Source organism: Pantoea sp. T14, from assembly GCF_036663535.1.
GTDB classification, from domain to species: Bacteria; Pseudomonadota; Gammaproteobacteria; order Enterobacterales; family Enterobacteriaceae; genus Pantoea; species Pantoea phytostimulans.
Map to the genome: position 1 here is coordinate 253,912 of NZ_JAWUEB010000020.1, position 17,449 is coordinate 271,360.

A 17,449-nucleotide genomic window follows, 5' to 3' on the forward strand; every position below is an offset into this window, starting at 1 on the left:
CAGCGGTCAGCGGTAAAAGAAACGGGCGACATCTTGTCGCCCGCACGCTTAAATCGACTGCCCGCCTGATGCTTCAATGCGTTGACCGGTGATCCAGCCGGTTTCGTCACTCAGCAATGCGGTGATGGCATTGCCAATATCGTCTGGTAAGCCCACGCGTCCCAACGCCGTTAGTGAAGCGATGTGCTTGTTCATTTCTGGGTTGTCACGCACCCGACCGCCACCAAAATCGGTTTCTATCGCACCTGGCGCCAAAATATTGACGCGGATACCGCGCTCACCTAACTCTTTCGCCTGATAACGCGTTAAGACTTCCATCGCTGCTTTGATCGAGCCGTAGGTGCCAGAACCTGGCAGGATGATGCGCGTCAGTCCGCTGGAGATATTCAGGATGCGTCCGCCATCGGCAATCACGGGCAACAGTTTCTGCGTCAGGAAAAAAGGGCCTTTGAAATGGACATTGATCAGACTATCAAATTCCTCTTCGGTGGTTTCCGCGAAAGGTTTGTAATGACCGATGCCAGCATTGTTCACTAAATAGTCAAAGCTTTCTCTCTGCCAGCGATTTTGCAGCGCGTTTTTTACTGCGGTCACGAAGCCGTCAAATTGTTGAGTATCGCCGACATCCAGTGCCAGCGCGACTGCACGGCCACCGAGCGCTTCAATCTCCTTAACAACCGCCTGCGCCTCTTCTGCCTGACTACGGTAGGTCAAAATGATATCGGTCTGCCTGGCTGCCAGTTTTAGGGCTGCATTCTTGCCTAAACCACGACTTCCGCCAGTAATTAACGCTATTTTATGACTCATACTTCGCTCCTGTTGCAAAATTGAACACGCGTTAAGGATATTCGCTAATAATTGATCCATAAACGCAGTTCAATACGCATCACTGTTTCACTTAAAACAACAATCGGTGAACAACATGGATAAAATTCACGCAATGCAGGTGTTCGTCCGGGTTGCCGAAATGGGCAGTTTTACCCGAGCTGCAGAAAGTTTAGGTCTTCCTAAGGGCAGCGTGTCGCGGCAGTTACAGGCGCTGGAAAATCAGATGGGAACGCGGCTACTGCATCGCACCACGCGTCGCGTGCAACTGACTCAAGATGGGCTGGTTTATTACGATCGCTGCCTGGACATGCTGTCGATCCTGGATGATATGGACAGCCTGTTTCAACACGATCCCGCCACCCTAAGCGGCAAGCTGCGCGTGGATATGTCGGTGGCGATGGCAACCGGCTTTGTCCTGCCGCGCTTGCCGGAATTTTTGCAGCACTATCCCGGTATCGAATTAGAACTCAGCAGCAGCGATCGCCAGGTTGATGTGGTTCGGGAAGGGTTTGATTGCGTGATTCGCGTTGGCGATCTGAAAGATTCAGGCTTGATTGCCCGTAAGATCGGCAGCTACAGCTTGATCAACTGCGCAAGTCCTGGCTACCTTTCGCGCTTTGGTATGCCGATTCGCCTGGAAGAATTATCGCAACATGCGATGGTGCATTACACCCAACAGCTGGGCCAAGCTTCACCCGGTTTTGAGTATTTCGATGGCAAACTGACGCATTTCGTCAAGACGGGCGGCGTGGTGACGGTGAACAGCACCGAAACGTATCGCGCTGCCTGCCTGGCGGGTTTGGGCATTATTCAGGTGCCGGCGATTGGCATTCAAAAACTGCTGGAGTCGGGTGAGCTGGTTGAAGTGCTGCACCATTTTCCGGCGAAACCGATGCCTATCCATCTGCTCTACCCACATCGGCGCAACGTAGCACGGCGCGTGCGGGTGTTTATGGAGTGGCTGAGCCAGGTCTTGCAGGAGTACGTTACCTGACAAGCTATAATTTATTTTTGATTAATAACAGGATGATGAGCGTCTATGACAGACAACCAGGAAAAACCACACGATACGCAGCCTGATAAGCCGCTGATCGATATCAAGACCGGCAATAAATCTGTCGATAAATCCATTGTTCGCGTGTCGCGTTTTGCCGCCTGGTTTCAGGCTATTCCCGCGGTTGCGCATTTCATTCGTGCGCTTGATCGCTTTAACGATCGTCTCGGCAGCCAGTTTGGTGCCGCCATTACCTATTTTTCTTTTTTATCGTTGATCCCGATTTTGATGGTCTCCTTTGCTGCGGTGGGTTTTGTGTTGGCATCCAATCAGGATCTGTTGACCGATGTGATCAACAAGATCGTGAGCAGCATCAGCGATCCTACTTTGGCAACCACGCTAAAGAACACGGTGAATACGGCGGTTCAACAGCGTGCGACGGTGGGAATCACCGGTTTACTGCTGGCGCTCTATTCAGGATTGAACTGGATGGGCAATCTGCGTGAAGCGATTCGCGCGCAGTCGCGTGACGTCTGGGAACGCAAGCCCGACGATAAAGAGAAGATTTGGAAACGCTACCTCCGCGATCTTTTGTCGCTGATCGGTTTAATGCTGGCGTTGGTTATCACCCTATCGCTGACCTCTGTTGCCGGTTCTGCGCAGGAAACCATTGTGCGTGCGTTAGGGCTGGATGGCATTGAATGGCTGCGCCCCGCGCTGACTATCATCGCGACGTCGATTTCCGTCTTAGCCAACTATCTGCTGTTTTTGTGGATTTTCTGGATTCTGCCGCGCCACAAGCCACGTAAAAAAGCGCTGTTTCGCGGTACGCTGCTGGCGGCGATTGGCTTTGAGGTGATTAAATTTGTGATGACGCTGACGCTGCCCAAGCTGGCTAGTTCACCTTCTGGCGCCGCCTTTGGCTCGGTGCTGGGCTTAATGGCCTTTTTCTATTTCTTCGCGCGTTTGACGCTGTTTTGTGCGGCCTGGATCGCTACGGCTAAGTACAAAGATGACCCGCGCATCTCGGAAACGGTTAAAGATTCACGTAACCGTTGATGACAAAGCGTTAACAACAGCGGAAAATCTTTCCCCTCGCCTATTTTTCATGCAAATAGCAGGATGAATAGCTGAGGGGTCTCTTTTATTAAGCCATTTTGTAGAGTATCCCGCCAAAATTCCGCCACTTCACCCTGACATAACCCGACATTAGTTAAGAGACAGAAATTATCCACTTTTTGGCCGCTAAAGCCTGTTGTGTCGCGGTTTTTCGTCATTGAATGACGTCATACAGGTGCGTAAGATTCTTGGTCTCATTTACAAATAAGATACAGTTATGCAAGCCTCCATCTCAGAAAAAATCGACAAGCAATATGATCCAACGCCGGTCAATTCGCGTAGCAAAGTGGTTATTGCATCGCTGGTCGGTACAGCCATTGAATTCTTCGATTTCTATATTTATGCCACTGCCGCCGTGATTGTTTTTCCGCACATCTTCTTCCCACAAGGTGATGCCACCGTCGCGACGCTACAATCGCTGGCGACTTTTGCCATCGCCTTCGTGGCGCGTCCAATTGGCTCCGCGCTATTTGGCCACTTTGGTGATCGCATTGGCCGTAAAGCCACGCTGGTCGCTTCACTGCTGACCATGGGCATTTCTACCGTGGTGATTGGCCTGCTGCCAAGTTATGAAACCATTGGTGTGATGGCACCGCTGCTGCTGGCACTGGCGCGATTTGGGCAGGGTTTGGGATTAGGCGGCGAATGGGGCGGAGCGGCGCTGCTGGCAACCGAAAACGCACCGGCTAAGAAGCGTGCGTTGTACGGTTCATTCCCGCAGCTGGGCGCACCGATCGGCTTCTTTTTTGCCAACGGAACGTTCCTGCTGCTCTCCTGGCTGCTTACCGATCAGCAGTTCATGGATTGGGGCTGGCGCGTGCCGTTTATCCTTTCCGCCGTGCTGGTGTTAATTGGTTTGTATGTGCGCGTTTCGCTGCATGAAAGCCCGGTGTTTGCCAAGGTGCAAAAAGAGAAGAAACAGGTGCGTGTACCGATTGTGGCGCTGCTAAGCAAGCATATGACCGCGACGATCCTTGGCACCTTTATCATGCTCGCGACCTATACGCTGTTTTACATCATGACCGTTTACTCCATGAGTTACGGCACCGCAGCGGCCCCTGCTGGCCTTGGGTTCTCGCGTAACAGTTTCCTGTGGATGCTGATGGTGGCCGTGATTGGCTTTGGCATCACGGTGCCGATTGCCGGTATCCTGGCTGACCGCTTTGGTCGTCGTAAAACCATGATCACCATTACCCTGCTGATTATCGTTTTTTCGTTTATGTTCCCGATGCTGTTGGGTTCAGGATCGCAAGCGCTGGTCATGGTCTTCTTGCTGCTCGGCCTGAGTATCATGGGTTTGACCTTCGGCCCAATGGGCGCGCTGCTGCCGGAGTTGTTCCCGACAGAAGTGCGTTATACCGGCGCGTCGTTCTCCTATAACCTCTCATCGATTCTTGGTGCGTCCGTTGCGCCTTATATCGCAACCTGGCTGAACACCCACTATGGTTTGCAGGCGGTAGGGTTTTATCTGGCTTCAATGGCGGTGCTGACGCTGATTGCGTTGATTGCCTGTAAAGAGACGCGTAACCAAACGCTGTATGAGGCGTAATTGCTAAGGCTTCGGCTTCAGTAGTGATGAGAAACCCGGCTCAGGCCGGGTTTTTTATTGGGGTTGGGTTGAGTATTTGATGGTGCACGCTGTCCCCCATCCCGGTTACTCCTGAGTAAGGTGTCGTTTGTCCCCCACCTCGGTCCTCCCCCATAAATGGGGGAGGAAGATGCTGCTATCTGTTAATTATGAAGCTACATGCGGTAGCGTCTCCTTCCCCCGCTTCGCGGGGGAAGGCCGGGATGGGGGGCAGCGCGCACCGACAAACGACACCTTATCTAGCCTGCCTGGAATGGGGCAGCGCGCACCAACAAAGACACCTTATTTAGCCTGCCCGGAATGAAGCAGCGTGTACCCAATTCAGCCCATAAAAAAACCCCGGCAAGCCGGGGTTTCTCTGCTGAAAATCGTGTTACTGAGGATTAACCAGCGACAGCGATACGCTTCATATCAGTCATGTAGCCACGCAGTTTGCGGCCTACGGTTTCGATTGCATGCTGACGAACCGCTTCGTTGACATCACGCAGCTGTGCGTTATCAACCTGAGTCCCTTCAACCGCTTTACCCAGATCGCCCGGCTGCAGAGTGGTCATGAACTCTTTCAGCAGCGGAACAGCCGCGAAGGAGAACAGATAGTTACCGTACTCGGCGGTGTCAGAGATAACTACGTTCATCTCATACAGACGCTTACGTGCAATGGTGTTAGCAATCAGTGGCAGCTCATGCAGTGATTCATAATAAGCTGACTCTTCAATGATGCCTGCATCAACCATGGTTTCGAAAGCCAGCTCAACGCCTGCTTTCACCATGGCAACCATCACAACGCCTTTGTCGTAGTATTCTTGCTCTTCGATTTTACCTTCGTACTGAGACGCGGTTTCAAACGCAGTTTGGCCGGTCTCTTCACGCCAGGTCAGCAGATTTTTGTCATCATTCGCCCAGTCAGCCATCATGCCAGAAGAGAATTCGCCGGAGATGATGTCGTCCATGTGCTTCTGGAACAGGGGAGCCATGATGGTTTTTAACTGTTCAGACAGCGCATAAGCGCGCAGTTTCGCCGGGTTAGAGAGGCGATCCATCATCAAGGTAATACCACCAAATTTCAGCGATTCGGTGATGGTTTCCCAGCCGAACTGAATCAGTTTTTCAGCATAGGTCGGATCGGTACCTTCAGCCACCAGCTTGTCGAAGCACAGCAGTGAACCCGCCTGCAGCATGCCACACAGAATGGTTTGCTCGCCCATCAGGTCAGATTTTACTTCAGCCACGAAAGAGGATTCCAACACACCAGCGCGATCGCCGCCGGTTGCCGCAGCCCAGGCTTTAGCGATGGCCATGCCTTCGCCTTTTGGATCGTTTTCTGGGTGAACCGCGATCAGCGTAGGTACGCCGAAACCACGTTTATATTCTTCACGCACTTCGGTGCCCGGACATTTCGGTGCAACCATCACCACGGTGATGTCTTTACGGATAGTTTCACCGACTTCAACGATGTTAAAGCCGTGCGAGTAACCCAGCGCAGCGCCATCTTTCATCAGCGGCTGAACAGCCTGAACGACCGCTGAGTGCTGCTTGTCTGGCGTCAGGTTAACCACTAAATCAGCTTGTGGAATCAGCTCTTCGTAAGTGCCTACTTTGAAACCGTTATCGGTCGCTTTGCGCCACGATGCACGTTTCTCCGCGATGGCTTCCGCGCGCAGAGCGTAGGAAACGTCCAGACCGGAATCGCGCATGTTAAGACCCTGATTCAGGCCTTGAGCACCACAGCCAACGATGACGACTTTTTTGCCTTTCAGAAAGCTAGCGCCGTCCGCGAATTCATCGCGCGCCATGAAACGACATTTACCTAACTGCGCTAACTGATTGCGCAGGTTCAATGTGTTGAAATAGTTGGCCATGGGTACTCCAGTGAGGTTGTGTTTACTGTTTTTGTTTGGATACGACAGCTGATTGCAGCGCCGCGAATGACCCCATCATATGACAGGAAATCTGTTGCTTAAATTGATATATTAACAACGTTACATTGCAATATTTGCAATACCACTTTGAGACGATGCGCATATGGACTTACGAGATCTAAAATTGTTTCTTCATCTGGCTGAAAGCTGTCACTTTGGCCGTACCGCACGCGCTATGCACGTCAGCCCTTCGACGCTGTCGCGTCAGATACAGCGCCTGGAGGAAGATGTGGGCCACGCGCTTTTTTTACGTGATAACCGCACAGTGACGCTGACTGAAGCAGGTGAGCGCTTGCGCCAGTTCGCGCAACAAACGCTGTTGCAGTATCAACAGCTGCGTCACGTGATGGATCTGAATGGCCCGTCGCTGAGTGGTGAACTCCGTCTTTTCTGCTCGGTAACGGCCGCCTACAGCCATCTTCCGCCGATTCTTGACCGTTTTCGCGCTGAACATCCACAAGTTGAAATCAAGCTCAACACCGGCGATGCCGCCGATGCGGTGGAAAAAGTGCACTCCGGCGATGCCGATCTGGCGATTGCCGGACGGCCTGAAACGCTGCCCGCCAGCATTGATTTTATGCCATTGGGGCTGATCCCGCTGGTGCTGATCGCGCCAGCGCTGCCCTGCACGGTGCGAGCACAAGCCACGCAGCCGACGCCAGACTGGTCACAAATTCCCTTTATCCTGCCGGAACAAGGGCCTGCACGCCGCCGCATCGATTTATGGTTTCGGCGTCACCGCATTCCCAATCCGTTGATTTATGCCACGGTTTCCGGGCATGAAGCGATTGTGTCAATGGTCGCGCTAGGGTGTGGCATTGCCTTGCTGCCTGATGTGGTACTGGAAAACAGCCCAGAACCGGTGCGTAATCGCGTATTGATGCTGGAAAATGTGGAATCGGTCGCGCCATTCGAGCTTGGTGTCTGCGTACAAAAAAAGCGGCTCGGGGAGCCGCTTATTAGTGCTTTCTGGAGCCAGCTGTAGTCACCGAAATTTACTGCCCCGCGAGGAAAAAGCGGAACGCCGGGTTCTGGGTTTCATCATGAAAGTCGTAACCCAGATCGGCGAGGTGCTCTTCAAAGCGGGGTTCAATATCGCCCAGTTCAAAGCCCGCCAGCACGCGACCGTAATCGGTGCCGTGGCTGCGGTAGTGAAACAGTGAAATATTCCAGTGGGTACCGAGCGTTTGCAGAAATTTCAGCAAGGCGCCCGGCGCTTCTGGAAACTCAAAACTGAATAAGCGTTCACGCAGCGGCTTGGATGGACGTCCTCCCACCATGTAACGCACATGCAGCTTCGCCATTTCATCGTCTGACAAATCCACTACCTGATAACCACTTTCGGTCAGATGCGTGATGATTTCACTGCGCTCTTCCAGGCCACGCGTTAAGCGCACACCCACAAAAATGCAGGCTTTGTCAGCATCAGCATAGCGATAGTTGAACTCAGTAATGGAACGTCCACCTAGCGTCTGACAGAACTTCAGGAAACTGCCCTGCTGTTCGGGAATGGTGACTGCCAGCAGCGCTTCACGCTGTTCGCCTAACTCGCAACGCTCGGAAACATAACGTAACCCGTGAAAGTTGACGTTAGCGCCTGATAACACGTGCGCCAGACGTTCGCCTTTGATGTCATGTTGCTGGATGTACTTTTTCATGCCCGCCAGCGCCAGCGCGCCAGAAGGTTCAGCGACGGCACGCACATCTTCGAACAGATCCTTCATCGCGGCGCAGATAGCATCGCTGTCAACGGTGATGATGTCGTCGAGGTATTCCTGGCAGAGACGGAAAGTTTCAGTGCCGATGCGCTTTACCGCCACGCCTTCAGCAAATAAACCCACACGCGGCAGATCAACCGGGTGGCCCGCTTCCAGCGCTGCTTTCAGGCAAGCTGAATCTTCTGATTCCACCGCAATCACTTTGATTTGTGGCATTAGCTGTTTGATCAGTACCGCCACGCCCGCCGCCAAACCGCCGCCGCCAACCGGCACAAAAACGCGATCGAGATGCGCATCCTGTTGCAGCAGCTCCAACGCCAGCGTGCCTTGCCCGGCGATCACTGCGGGATGATCAAAAGGCGGAACGAAGGTGTAGCCCCGCTGCTCTGACAATTCAATGGCCTTGGCTTTCGCCTCGTCAAAGTTGGCGCCAAACAGATAAGCCTCACCGCCAAATGCGCGCACCGCATCAACCTTGATATCGGCTGTCGCCAGCGGCATCACAATCAGTGATTTGATACCTAACTTACTGGCGGAGAGCGCCACGCCCTGTGCATGGTTTCCGGCCGAAGCCGTTACCACACCGCGCGCTTTCTGCTCTTCATTCAGACCGGCAATCATCGCGTAGGCGCCACGCAGTTTGAAACTGTGCACCGGTTGACGATCTTCGCGCTTCACCAGAATGGTGTTACCGAGACGCGATGAAATTTTTTCCATTTTTTGTAGCGGCGTTACCTGTGCAACTTCATACACCGGTGAACGCAGCACCGCGCGCAAGTACTCTGCGCCACATGGCGCATCGGGTAGCGGTTGAGACTCAGCCATCAGTTAGCCTCCCAGCTTACTCTTGTCACGTACCGCGCCTTTGTCTGCGCTGGTTGCAAGCAAAGCATAGGCACGCAGCGCAAAGGAGACTTCACGTTCACGGTTGACTGGCGTATAAGCCTCGGCACCGCGCGCTTCTTGCTCTTCACGACGCGCATGCAGTTCGTTATCTGGTACCGCCAGCTTGATGCCACGGTTCGGGATATCGATCTCAATGATATCGCCCTCTTTCACCAGCGCGATAGTGCCGCCGCTGGCGGCTTCTGGCGATGCGTGACCAATCGACAGGCCTGAAGTCCCGCCTGAGAAACGGCCATCGGTGATCAGTGCACAGCTTTTGCCCAGCCCCATGGATTTCAGGTAAGTGGTCGGATAGAGCATTTCTTGCATGCCTGGTCCGCCTTTCGGCCCTTCGTAACGGATGACAACCACATCGCCCGCAACGACTTTGCCACCCAGAATGGCGGCTACCGCATCATCCTGGCTTTCGTAAACTTTCGCCGGGCCACTGAAGGTCAGGCTTTCTTCGTCCACGCCCGCAGTTTTGACGATACAACCATCTTCTGCAATGTTGCCGTACAGTACCGCCAAGCCGCCTTCCTGTGAGTACGCATGCTCGCGGGTACGAATACACCCCTCGGCACGATCGTCATCCAACGTGTCCCAACGGCAATTCTGTGAGAATGCCTGGGTGGTACGAATACCGGCTGGACCTGCGCGGAACATGTCCTTCACCGCCTGGTCTTTTGTCAGCATGACGTCGTACTGATCTAACGTCTCACGCATTGTCTGTTGGAGGATGTTGCGAGTGCTGGAGTCGAGCAAGCCAGCACGATCCAACTCACCCAGAATCCCGATTACGCCACCTGCACGGTGAACATCTTCCATGTGGTATTTCGGCGTACTCGGCGCCACTTTACACAGTTGCGGCACTTTGCGTGACAAGCGGTCAATATCGGAAATATTGAAATCGATTCCTCCTTCCTGCGCCGCCGCTATCAGATGCAGAACAGTGTTAGTGGAACCGCCCATGGCAATGTCCAGCGTCATGGCGTTCTCAAACGCTGCCTTGGTGGCGATATTGCGCGGCAGCATGTTGACGTCATCCTGCTCGTAATAGCGTTTGGTCAGGCTCACGATGCGCTTACCGGCGTTGATGAAGAGATCTTTGCGGTCTGCGTGAGTTGCCAGCAAAGAACCATTGCCCGGCTGCGAAAGACCCAGCGCTTCGGTCAGACAGTTCATTGAGTTTGCAGTGAACATGCCGGAGCACGAGCCGCAGGTTGGACACGCAGAGCGTTCGATCTGCTCGCTGTCGGCATCGCTGACGTTTGGGTTGGCACCCTGAATCATCGCATCAACCAGATCCAGCTTGATGATTTTGTCTGAAAGCTTGGTTTTACCGGCTTCCATTGGACCGCCGGAAACAAAGATCACCGGGATGTTCAGACGCATTGACGCCATTAACATGCCGGGGGTGATTTTGTCGCAGTTAGAGATACAGACCATGGCATCGGCGCAGTGTGCGTTGACCATATATTCAACCGAGTCTGCAATGAGCTCGCGTGAAGGCAGTGAATACAGCATGCCGCCATGCCCCATGGCAATACCGTCATCGACCGCGATGGTGTTGAACTCTTTGGCTACACCGCCCGCCGCTTCAATCTGCTCGGCGACCAGTTTGCCGAGGTCACGCAGATGAACGTGGCCAGGTACGAATTGGGTGAATGAGTTGACCACGGCAATAATCGGCTTGCCGAAATCGTCGTCGGTCATTCCTGTCGCGCGCCACAAGGCACGGGCACCTGCCATATTACGGCCATGGGTGGTAGTGGCGGAACGGTACTTAGGCATGCTCTATTTACTCCAAAATGAATAAGGTCGCGGACGTCGACTGACGCCCGCGCACTATCTAATTATGAGTTAACCGGATCTAACCAGCCCCATTTGTCTTCAGTCTCGCCAGTGAACAGGCCAAAGAATGCCTGCTGGATGCGTGCAGTCACCGGACCACGCTTGCCTTCACCGACCTGGATGCCGTCGACGCTGCGAACCGGGGTGATCTCTGCTGCGGTGCCTGACATAAAGATTTCGTCAGCCAGATACAGCGATTCACGCGACAGCGTTTGCTCACGCACTTCAATGCCCATGTCGATGGCCAGTTTGATGATGGCGTCACGCGTGATGCCCGGCAGTGCAGAGGAAGTGAATGGCGGTGTGAACAGAATGCCATCTTTCACTTCGAATAAGTTTTCACCCGCACCTTCTGAAATATAGCCATTGGTGTCGAGGGCAATACCTTCCTGATAACCGTGACGGCGCGCTTCGCTACCGACCAACAGTGAAGAAAGATAGTTACCACCCGCTTTAGCGGCGGTTGGCAGCGTGTTTGGCGCAACGCGATTCCAGGAAGAGACCATCGCATCAATGCCGTTCTCCAGCGCTTCAGCGCCCAGATAAGCCCCCCACGGGAATGCAGCAATAATCACATCAGTGCTGAAGCCATCTGGCGGGTTCACGCCCAAACCGACGTCGCCCACGAATGCCAGCGGACGGATATAGGCGCTTTTCAATTTGTTAACGCGGATAACTTCGCGGCAGGCTTCCATCAACTCGTCAACATTCGGTTTGATTGGAAAACGGTAAATTTTGGCGGAATCGTGCAGACGTTGCATGTGCTCGCGATGGCGGAACACAACCGGTCCGATGTGAGAGTCGTAGCAACGTACGCCTTCAAAAACTGAAGTGCCGTAATGCAACGCGTGAGACATGACGCTAACCTTGGCATCTTCCCACTTAACCATCTCCCCATTGAACCAAATAAAGTCTGCTTTCTTCGTGCTCATTTTTTTATTCCTTTCGCGACTATGCGCGGATTTGTTGTGTTGTCTGTTGTTGAATCTGGACGCACGCGACATCCATCAATTTGCTTAACTGAGAAGACAGTAAATCGACTGAGCGCTGGCTGGCAACGGTCATTTCAATATTAATGTTTTCGGCATTGGCCACTGACGCCATGTTCATGGAACACACCTGGAAACCCCGGTGACGGACCACGCGTAAAATGCGCTCCAATATTTCAGGGCGGAAGCGTGCTTCGATAGACAATTGATGCTGGATCATGCGGTTTTCTCCATCATGTTTGCGTTGCTGGCACCCGGTGGTACCAATGGCCAGACGTTTTCATGCTCATCAATCGCAACATGCAGGAAGTAAGGACCTTCGCTGTTCAGCAGAGCATCAAGTGCGGCGTCGACCTGTTCTTTACGGGTAATACGCTGGCCTGGGATATTAAAGGCGCTCGCCAGTGTAAGAAAATCGGGGTTATCGGACAGGTTCGTTTCACTGTAGCGACCATCAAAAAACAGCTGTTGCCACTGGCGAACCATGCCTAAACGTTGGTTATCCAACAACACGATTTTTACCGGCAGCTTGCCGCGTTTGATGGTGCCCAGCTCCTGAATATTCATCATGATAGAGCCATCGCCAGAGACACAGATCACCGTATCTTGCGGACGTGCGACTTGCGCGCCAATGGCGGCTGGCAGCCCAAAACCCATCGTGCCTAGTCCGCTGGACGTAATGAAATTTTCAGGGGCGCTAAAAGACATATGTTGCGCCGACCACATCTGATGCTGTCCGACATCTGTGGTGACTACAGCGTTGGTTGGCTTACGATCGGACAACTGCTTTAACAACAGCGGAGCGTAGATTGCATCACCGGGATGATCGTAACGCCATTCGTGCATTGCTTTGAGGCTTTTTACCTCTTCACGCCAGGCATCAATTTGCAGCGGCTGGCTCAGGGCAGGCAACACATGATTCAGGTCGGCTTGCAGAGAAACATGGGCACGGCGCAGTTTATTGAATTCAGCAGGATCAACATCCAAGTGAATCACGCTAGCAAGCGGTGCAAAGGTATCCAGCTTGCCGGTTACGCGATCATCAAAGCGCGCACCTACCGCAATCAGCAAATCACAAGACTGAACAGCCAAGTTAGCGGCTTTGGTTCCATGCATGCCCAGCATACCGAGGTAAACCTCGCTTTCTGCATCTACGCTGCCCAACCCTTTTAATGTGGCAACGGCTGGTATACCAGTTTCTTGTGCCAGCGCACGCAGCGCCGGAACTGCCTGCGCCATGCCAACACCGCCGCCGATATACAACATCGGTTTCTGTGCCTGCGCCATCATCGCACGCGCTTCAAGAATGGCGTCGTGCGGCAGCGCCAACACTTCTTCAACCGGCAGCAGATGTGGCACGGGTTCACCTTTCGCAATTTGGATATCTTTAGGAATATCAACTAAAACCGGGCCAGGACGGCCAGATTGAGCAATGGCAAACGCTTCAGCCATCACGGAAGGCAGATCATCAAGCGACTCAACCAAAAAGCTGTGTTTGGTGCAGGCCAGGGAAAGGCCTAACACATCAATTTCCTGAAAGGCATCGGTTCCGATGAACGCGGATGAAACCTGCCCGGTGATCGCAACTACAGGAACGGAATCCATCATGGCGTCAGCAAGGCCAGTGATCAGGTTGGTCGCACCCGGACCTGAGGTTGCAATGCAAACACCCGTTTTACCGGTAGAACGCGCATATCCGATTGCAGCCATCACAGCGCCCTGCTCATGCCGGCACAATAGGTGATCCACGCCGCCGTCATAGAGCGCATCGTATACCGGCATGATTGCGCCGCCGGGATAACCAAATACGGTATCAACGCCCTGCGCGCGTATAGCCTGAACCACCCACTGTGCACCTGTCATCGCTATTCTCCTGTATCCTGAGGGGAACAACAGAATTTTATGCTACTGTTCATTGTTTGTTCCTTGATGATTTGCTGATATTTAGCCTGGCCGAAAAAAAACCCCCGGACCTTTCGGTGCGGGGGTTTTTCGAGTTTCAGGCTTGATTTTTAAGCCTTTCTTTCTCCAAGCGTTGCCCCGCACGGTAGGTTAATAATCACCACCACGCTAATCACGACTAGGCTAATCACTTGTAGAAGGGCTTTCATTTTTTGTTCAATTCTTTTACGTGTTCGAAGTAATGCCTACAGAGTTATCATAGTTAGCAGGGTGATGACAATAATTTTCATCAGTTATTTTCATAATTTTGATTTGAGTTATTCGTTATCAAATTGTAATTAAAAGGATATTTGCTGAATGATAAATATTCATCACTTTCCTAACGTTATAATTGATTGGTGCTTTTGCGGGCAGTGTCTCGCTTAGCCGTAATCTCAAGCAAGTGACATAAATTTGCTGTGCAGCATCTCGCGCGTCCACCTTTATCCTTTCGTAATCTCTCCCTTATGTCGTCAGAATCGCTGCAACAAGGAGCGGTTATGTCATTGTCTAAAGTACTTACGCGTGCTGCATTGGGTGTGGAAGCACCATTAGTGACCATTGAAGTGCATATCAGTAATGGTTTGCCTGCATTGACATTAGTTGGTTTACCCGAGACGACGGTAAAAGAAGCCCGGGAGCGGGTTCGTAGCGCCATCATCAACAGCGGCTTTAACTTTCCAGCTAAACGTATCACCATCAATCTGGGCCCAGCCGATTTACCGAAAGAAGGCGGACGCTATGACCTCCCGATGGCAATCGCCATTCTTGTGGCTTCTGAACAGCTTCCTGCCGAGAAATTGACTCAGCATGAGTTTCTGGGAGAGTTAGCTCTTGATGGCGCGCTCTGTCGCGTTCAGGGCGCGATTCCGGCAGCAATGGCTGCGCTTGAAGCGGGTCGTCAACTGATACTCGCTGTGGAGAATCAGGCAGATGTAGGACTTATCCGCTTGGGTACATCACTGGTTAGTCCGCATCTACTCGATGTCTGCGCTTTTTTGCATAATCAGTGTGAACTAACCGTAGCCGAACCGCAGGATGAAACACCCGAGCATTTTAGCGAAGATTTAAGTGACATCATTGGGCAGGAACAAGGCCGAAGAGCCTTAGAGATTACCGCTGCAGGCGGACATAATTTGATGTTAATTGGCCCGCCCGGTACGGGAAAGACCATGTTGGCCACGCGATTGCCAGGTATTATGCCACCGCTGAGCGATCAGGAAGCACTGGAGTGTGCCGCTATCGCCAGCCTGGCCAACAGCGGTGATCTTCATCAGCAATGGCGTAAAAGGCCATTCAGGTCCCCTCATCATAGCGCTTCGTTGTATGCGTTGATTGGGGGCGGTTCGCTACCTCGTCCAGGCGAAATTTCATTAGCGCACAATGGGGTGCTTTTTTTGGATGAACTTCCTGAGTTTGAACGAAAAGTCTTAGACTCATTACGCGAACCGATAGAATCTGGCGAAATCGCCATATCTCGAGCCCGAGCGAAAGTGACCTATCCTGCTCGCTTTCAGCTTATCGCAGCGCTGAATCCTAGCCCAACTGGTCATTACCAAGGCCAACATAATCGCTGCACACCTCAGCAAGTTTTACGGTATCTCAGTAAGCTTTCTGGGCCCTTTCTTGATCGTTTTGATCTCTCGCTTGAAGTCCCTTTATTGCCAAGCGGGATGCTAAGCCAGCAACGTCGCGCGGGTGAAACATCTGCAAAAGTACGTGAGCGCGTTTTGTCAGCTCGAGCTGTACAGATTGCGCGTGCAGGAAAAATTAACGCTCATATGAGCAATGCGGATATACAGTGTTGGTGTGACATTCGGAAAGAGGATGCAGAGTGGCTTGAATCTGTACTGAATAAACTGGGCTTATCAGTACGAGCATGGCAACGGATTTTAAAAGTGGCGCGTACAGTGGCGGATCTGGCAGGAGAAAAGGATATTAACCGAAGCCATTTGCAGGAAGCGCTGAGCTATCGCAGTATTGACAGGTTAATGATTTATCTTCATAAAAGCCTGCAATAAAAAAGGGGCTTTCGCCCCTTTTTTTAATCTTCACTGTCGCTGTAATCTTCGACGGTATCCATTTGAGGCTTACCACCCGACAAGGTGTGAAAACGCTTAGGACGCTTGATACGTGCGGTATATTTTGTCCATACACGTTCCGCTTCCGTTTGCGGCTCACGCACACCACGACATACTTCAATAAATAAACGTTCTTCTTCCGTTATCGGTTCACGCTTTGACAAATCAAGTTCGTTAAAAGCGAATCCGTGGCGCTCAAGAAGCTGTGCTTCTTTAATAGTAAAGTCACCGTGACGCGAAAAACCGCGAGGGTAATGTTTGTTATCAAAGAACCGATTTTCTGTTGAGAAGCTTTCCGCCATGTTACACGCTCCTGATTCTCGTATGGCCGTGCTATTTATGGCGCGGAGTATTAGATAGGCTTGACAGAGTGTAAAACAAAACATTTAAATCTATACGACAAACATTTTTTGGGAGAACGCTGTGGATACGGAATTACTGAAAACTTTCCTGGAAGTGAGTAGAACTCGCCATTTCGGGCGCGCTGCAGAAGCACTTTACTTAACGCAATCTGCGGTCAGTTTTCGCATCCGTCAGTTGGAAAATCAGCTTGGTGTAAATCTTTTTACTCGTCACCGCAATAACATACGACTGACTTCAGCTGGCGAACGGTTATTGCCCTATGCCGAGAGTTTGATGAGTACATGGCTCATGGCTAAGAAAGAAGTCTCGCATACTCAGCAGCATCATGAGCTCTCAATTGGGGCCAGCGCCTCGTTATGGGAGGCTTACTTGACGCCCTGGCTGCAGACGCTTTATGAGAATCGTGAGAGTCTTCACCTTGAGGCGCGTGTGGCGCAACGTCATCTGCTGGTTAAGCAACTACATGAGCGTCAACTCGACCTGCTGGTCACCACTGAAGCACCGAAAATGGATGAGCTGACGAGCCAACAGATAGGTCATATCTCATTAGCCCTATTCCGTGCGCGTAAAACAGAGAAGCGTGAGAAATACGATTACATTAAGTTGGAATGGGGTGCGGATTTTCATCAGCATGAAAGTTATCTTTCAGGAGGAGATGACGTACCCGTTTTAACGACTACTTCTGCGCACGTCACGCGTGAACTGTTACATACCACCGGCGCCTGTGCGTTTTTGCCTGATTACTGGCACAGCCTTTATAGTGATCTGATGGTTATTCCCGACACACCGGTTGCTGTTCGCCCGCTTTATGCGGTGTGGCTGCAAAACAGTGATCAGCAGGCACATATCAAACAGCTCTTAAAATTCCCGGTAATGGTACGCTGACAGATCTTTTGCCTAACAAAGCACTAATTAAGCCCGTTATAAAGTTAACTGGCTTAATTTTTGTTCTTGTCGCTGTTTTGCAGGCAAAAAAAAACCTTTGCCTAAGCAAAGGTTTTTTCTATTTCTGGCAGGGGCGGAGGGACTCGAACCCCCAACACCCGGTTTTGGAGACCGGTGCTCTACCAATTGAACTACGCCCCTAAATAGGGTGGCGGAACGGACGGGGCTCGAACCCGCGACCCCCTGCGTGACAGGCAGGTATTCTAACCAACTGAACTACCGCTC

15 protein-coding genes and 1 tRNA gene are annotated in these 17,449 nt (G+C 52.1%); 6 read left to right on the plus strand and 10 right to left on the minus strand.

Going from position 1 to position 17,449, the window contains the following annotated elements:
• Positions 1-48: 48 nt before the first annotated feature.
• Positions 49-807, minus strand: coding sequence for an SDR family NAD(P)-dependent oxidoreductase (locus SC127_RS09430; RefSeq protein WP_332626038.1), 759 nt, complete (start codon positions 805-807; stop codon positions 49-51).
• A 115-nt stretch (positions 808-922) separates the two neighbouring features.
• Here SC127_RS09430 and SC127_RS09435 point away from each other — a divergent pair, with 115 nt between their 5' ends.
• The 3 genes from SC127_RS09435 (at position 923) to SC127_RS09445 (ending at position 4,490) form a co-directional block, all read left to right on the plus strand.
• On the plus strand, positions 923-1,822 hold the full coding sequence (locus SC127_RS09435) for a LysR family transcriptional regulator (RefSeq protein ID WP_332626039.1): 900 nt from the start codon (positions 923-925) through the stop codon (positions 1,820-1,822).
• Positions 1,823-1,867: 45 nt separating this feature from the next.
• On the plus strand, positions 1,868-2,881 hold the full coding sequence (gene yhjD / locus SC127_RS09440; protein ID WP_215845277.1) for an inner membrane protein YhjD: 1,014 nt from the start codon (positions 1,868-1,870) through the stop codon (positions 2,879-2,881).
• Positions 2,882-3,158: 277 nt separating this feature from the next.
• A complete protein-coding gene (locus SC127_RS09445; protein WP_243079945.1) occupies positions 3,159-4,490 on the plus strand; it encodes an MFS transporter in 1,332 nt (443 codons plus the stop codon).
• A 422-nt stretch (positions 4,491-4,912) separates the two neighbouring features.
• Here the strand turns inward: SC127_RS09445 and ilvC are convergent, their stop codons facing one another.
• Positions 4,913-6,388 carry a ketol-acid reductoisomerase gene (gene ilvC, locus SC127_RS09450; protein ID WP_243079946.1) on the minus strand — a complete coding sequence of 492 codons (1,476 nt, stop codon included), beginning with the start codon at positions 6,386-6,388 and terminating at the stop codon, positions 4,913-4,915.
• Between the two features lie 163 nt (positions 6,389-6,551).
• On the opposite strand from ilvC, the gene ilvY reads away from it, so the two are divergent.
• Positions 6,552-7,433 carry an HTH-type transcriptional activator IlvY gene (gene ilvY / locus SC127_RS09455; protein ID WP_243079947.1) on the plus strand — a complete coding sequence of 294 codons (882 nt, stop codon included), beginning with the start codon at positions 6,552-6,554 and terminating at the stop codon, positions 7,431-7,433.
• 10 nt (positions 7,434-7,443) lie between these two features.
• Here the strand turns inward: ilvY and ilvA are convergent, their stop codons facing one another.
• From ilvA to ilvL, 6 genes are all read right to left on the minus strand, one after another.
• The gene (gene ilvA, locus SC127_RS09460) at positions 7,444-8,991 is read right to left on the minus strand and encodes a threonine ammonia-lyase, biosynthetic (RefSeq protein WP_243079948.1); all 1,548 of its coding nucleotides are present in this window, start codon (positions 8,989-8,991) and stop codon (positions 7,444-7,446) included.
• A gap of 3 nt (positions 8,992-8,994) precedes the next feature.
• On the minus strand, positions 8,995-10,845 hold the full coding sequence (ilvD, locus tag SC127_RS09465; RefSeq protein WP_215845275.1) for a dihydroxy-acid dehydratase: 1,851 nt from the start codon (positions 10,843-10,845) through the stop codon (positions 8,995-8,997).
• Between the two features lie 62 nt (positions 10,846-10,907).
• Entirely contained in the window at positions 10,908-11,837 is a 930-nt protein-coding gene (locus tag SC127_RS09470; RefSeq protein ID WP_243079949.1) for a branched-chain amino acid transaminase, read from the minus strand.
• A gap of 19 nt (positions 11,838-11,856) precedes the next feature.
• A complete protein-coding gene (gene ilvM / locus SC127_RS09475) occupies positions 11,857-12,114 on the minus strand; it encodes an acetolactate synthase 2 small subunit (RefSeq protein WP_215845274.1) in 258 nt (85 codons plus the stop codon).
• A complete protein-coding gene (ilvG, locus tag SC127_RS09480; RefSeq protein ID WP_243079950.1) occupies positions 12,111-13,757 on the minus strand; it encodes an acetolactate synthase 2 catalytic subunit in 1,647 nt (548 codons plus the stop codon). The genes ilvM and ilvG overlap by 4 nt, the downstream gene beginning before the upstream one ends.
• 149 nt (positions 13,758-13,906) lie before the next feature.
• Entirely contained in the window at positions 13,907-14,005 is a 99-nt protein-coding gene (gene ilvL / locus SC127_RS09485) for an ilv operon leader peptide (RefSeq protein ID WP_082097622.1), read from the minus strand.
• A gap of 330 nt (positions 14,006-14,335) precedes the next feature.
• On the opposite strand from ilvL, the gene SC127_RS09490 reads away from it, so the two are divergent.
• A complete protein-coding gene (locus tag SC127_RS09490; protein WP_243079951.1) occupies positions 14,336-15,856 on the plus strand; it encodes a YifB family Mg chelatase-like AAA ATPase in 1,521 nt (506 codons plus the stop codon).
• A 23-nt stretch (positions 15,857-15,879) separates the two neighbouring features.
• On the opposite strand, the gene SC127_RS09495 is transcribed toward SC127_RS09490, so the two are convergent.
• Complete coding sequence (locus SC127_RS09495; RefSeq protein WP_215845272.1) at positions 15,880-16,218, minus strand: DUF413 domain-containing protein; 339 nt, start codon at positions 16,216-16,218, stop codon at positions 15,880-15,882.
• Positions 16,219-16,339: 121 nt separating this feature from the next.
• Between SC127_RS09495 and hdfR the strand changes: the two genes are divergently transcribed.
• Positions 16,340-17,164 carry an HTH-type transcriptional regulator HdfR gene (hdfR, locus tag SC127_RS09500; RefSeq protein WP_243079952.1) on the plus strand — a complete coding sequence of 275 codons (825 nt, stop codon included), beginning with the start codon at positions 16,340-16,342 and terminating at the stop codon, positions 17,162-17,164.
• Between the two features lie 125 nt (positions 17,165-17,289).
• Here the strand turns inward: hdfR and SC127_RS09505 are convergent.
• A tRNA-Trp gene (locus tag SC127_RS09505) sits at positions 17,290-17,365 on the minus strand.
• Between the last annotated feature and the right edge of the window lie 84 nt (positions 17,366-17,449).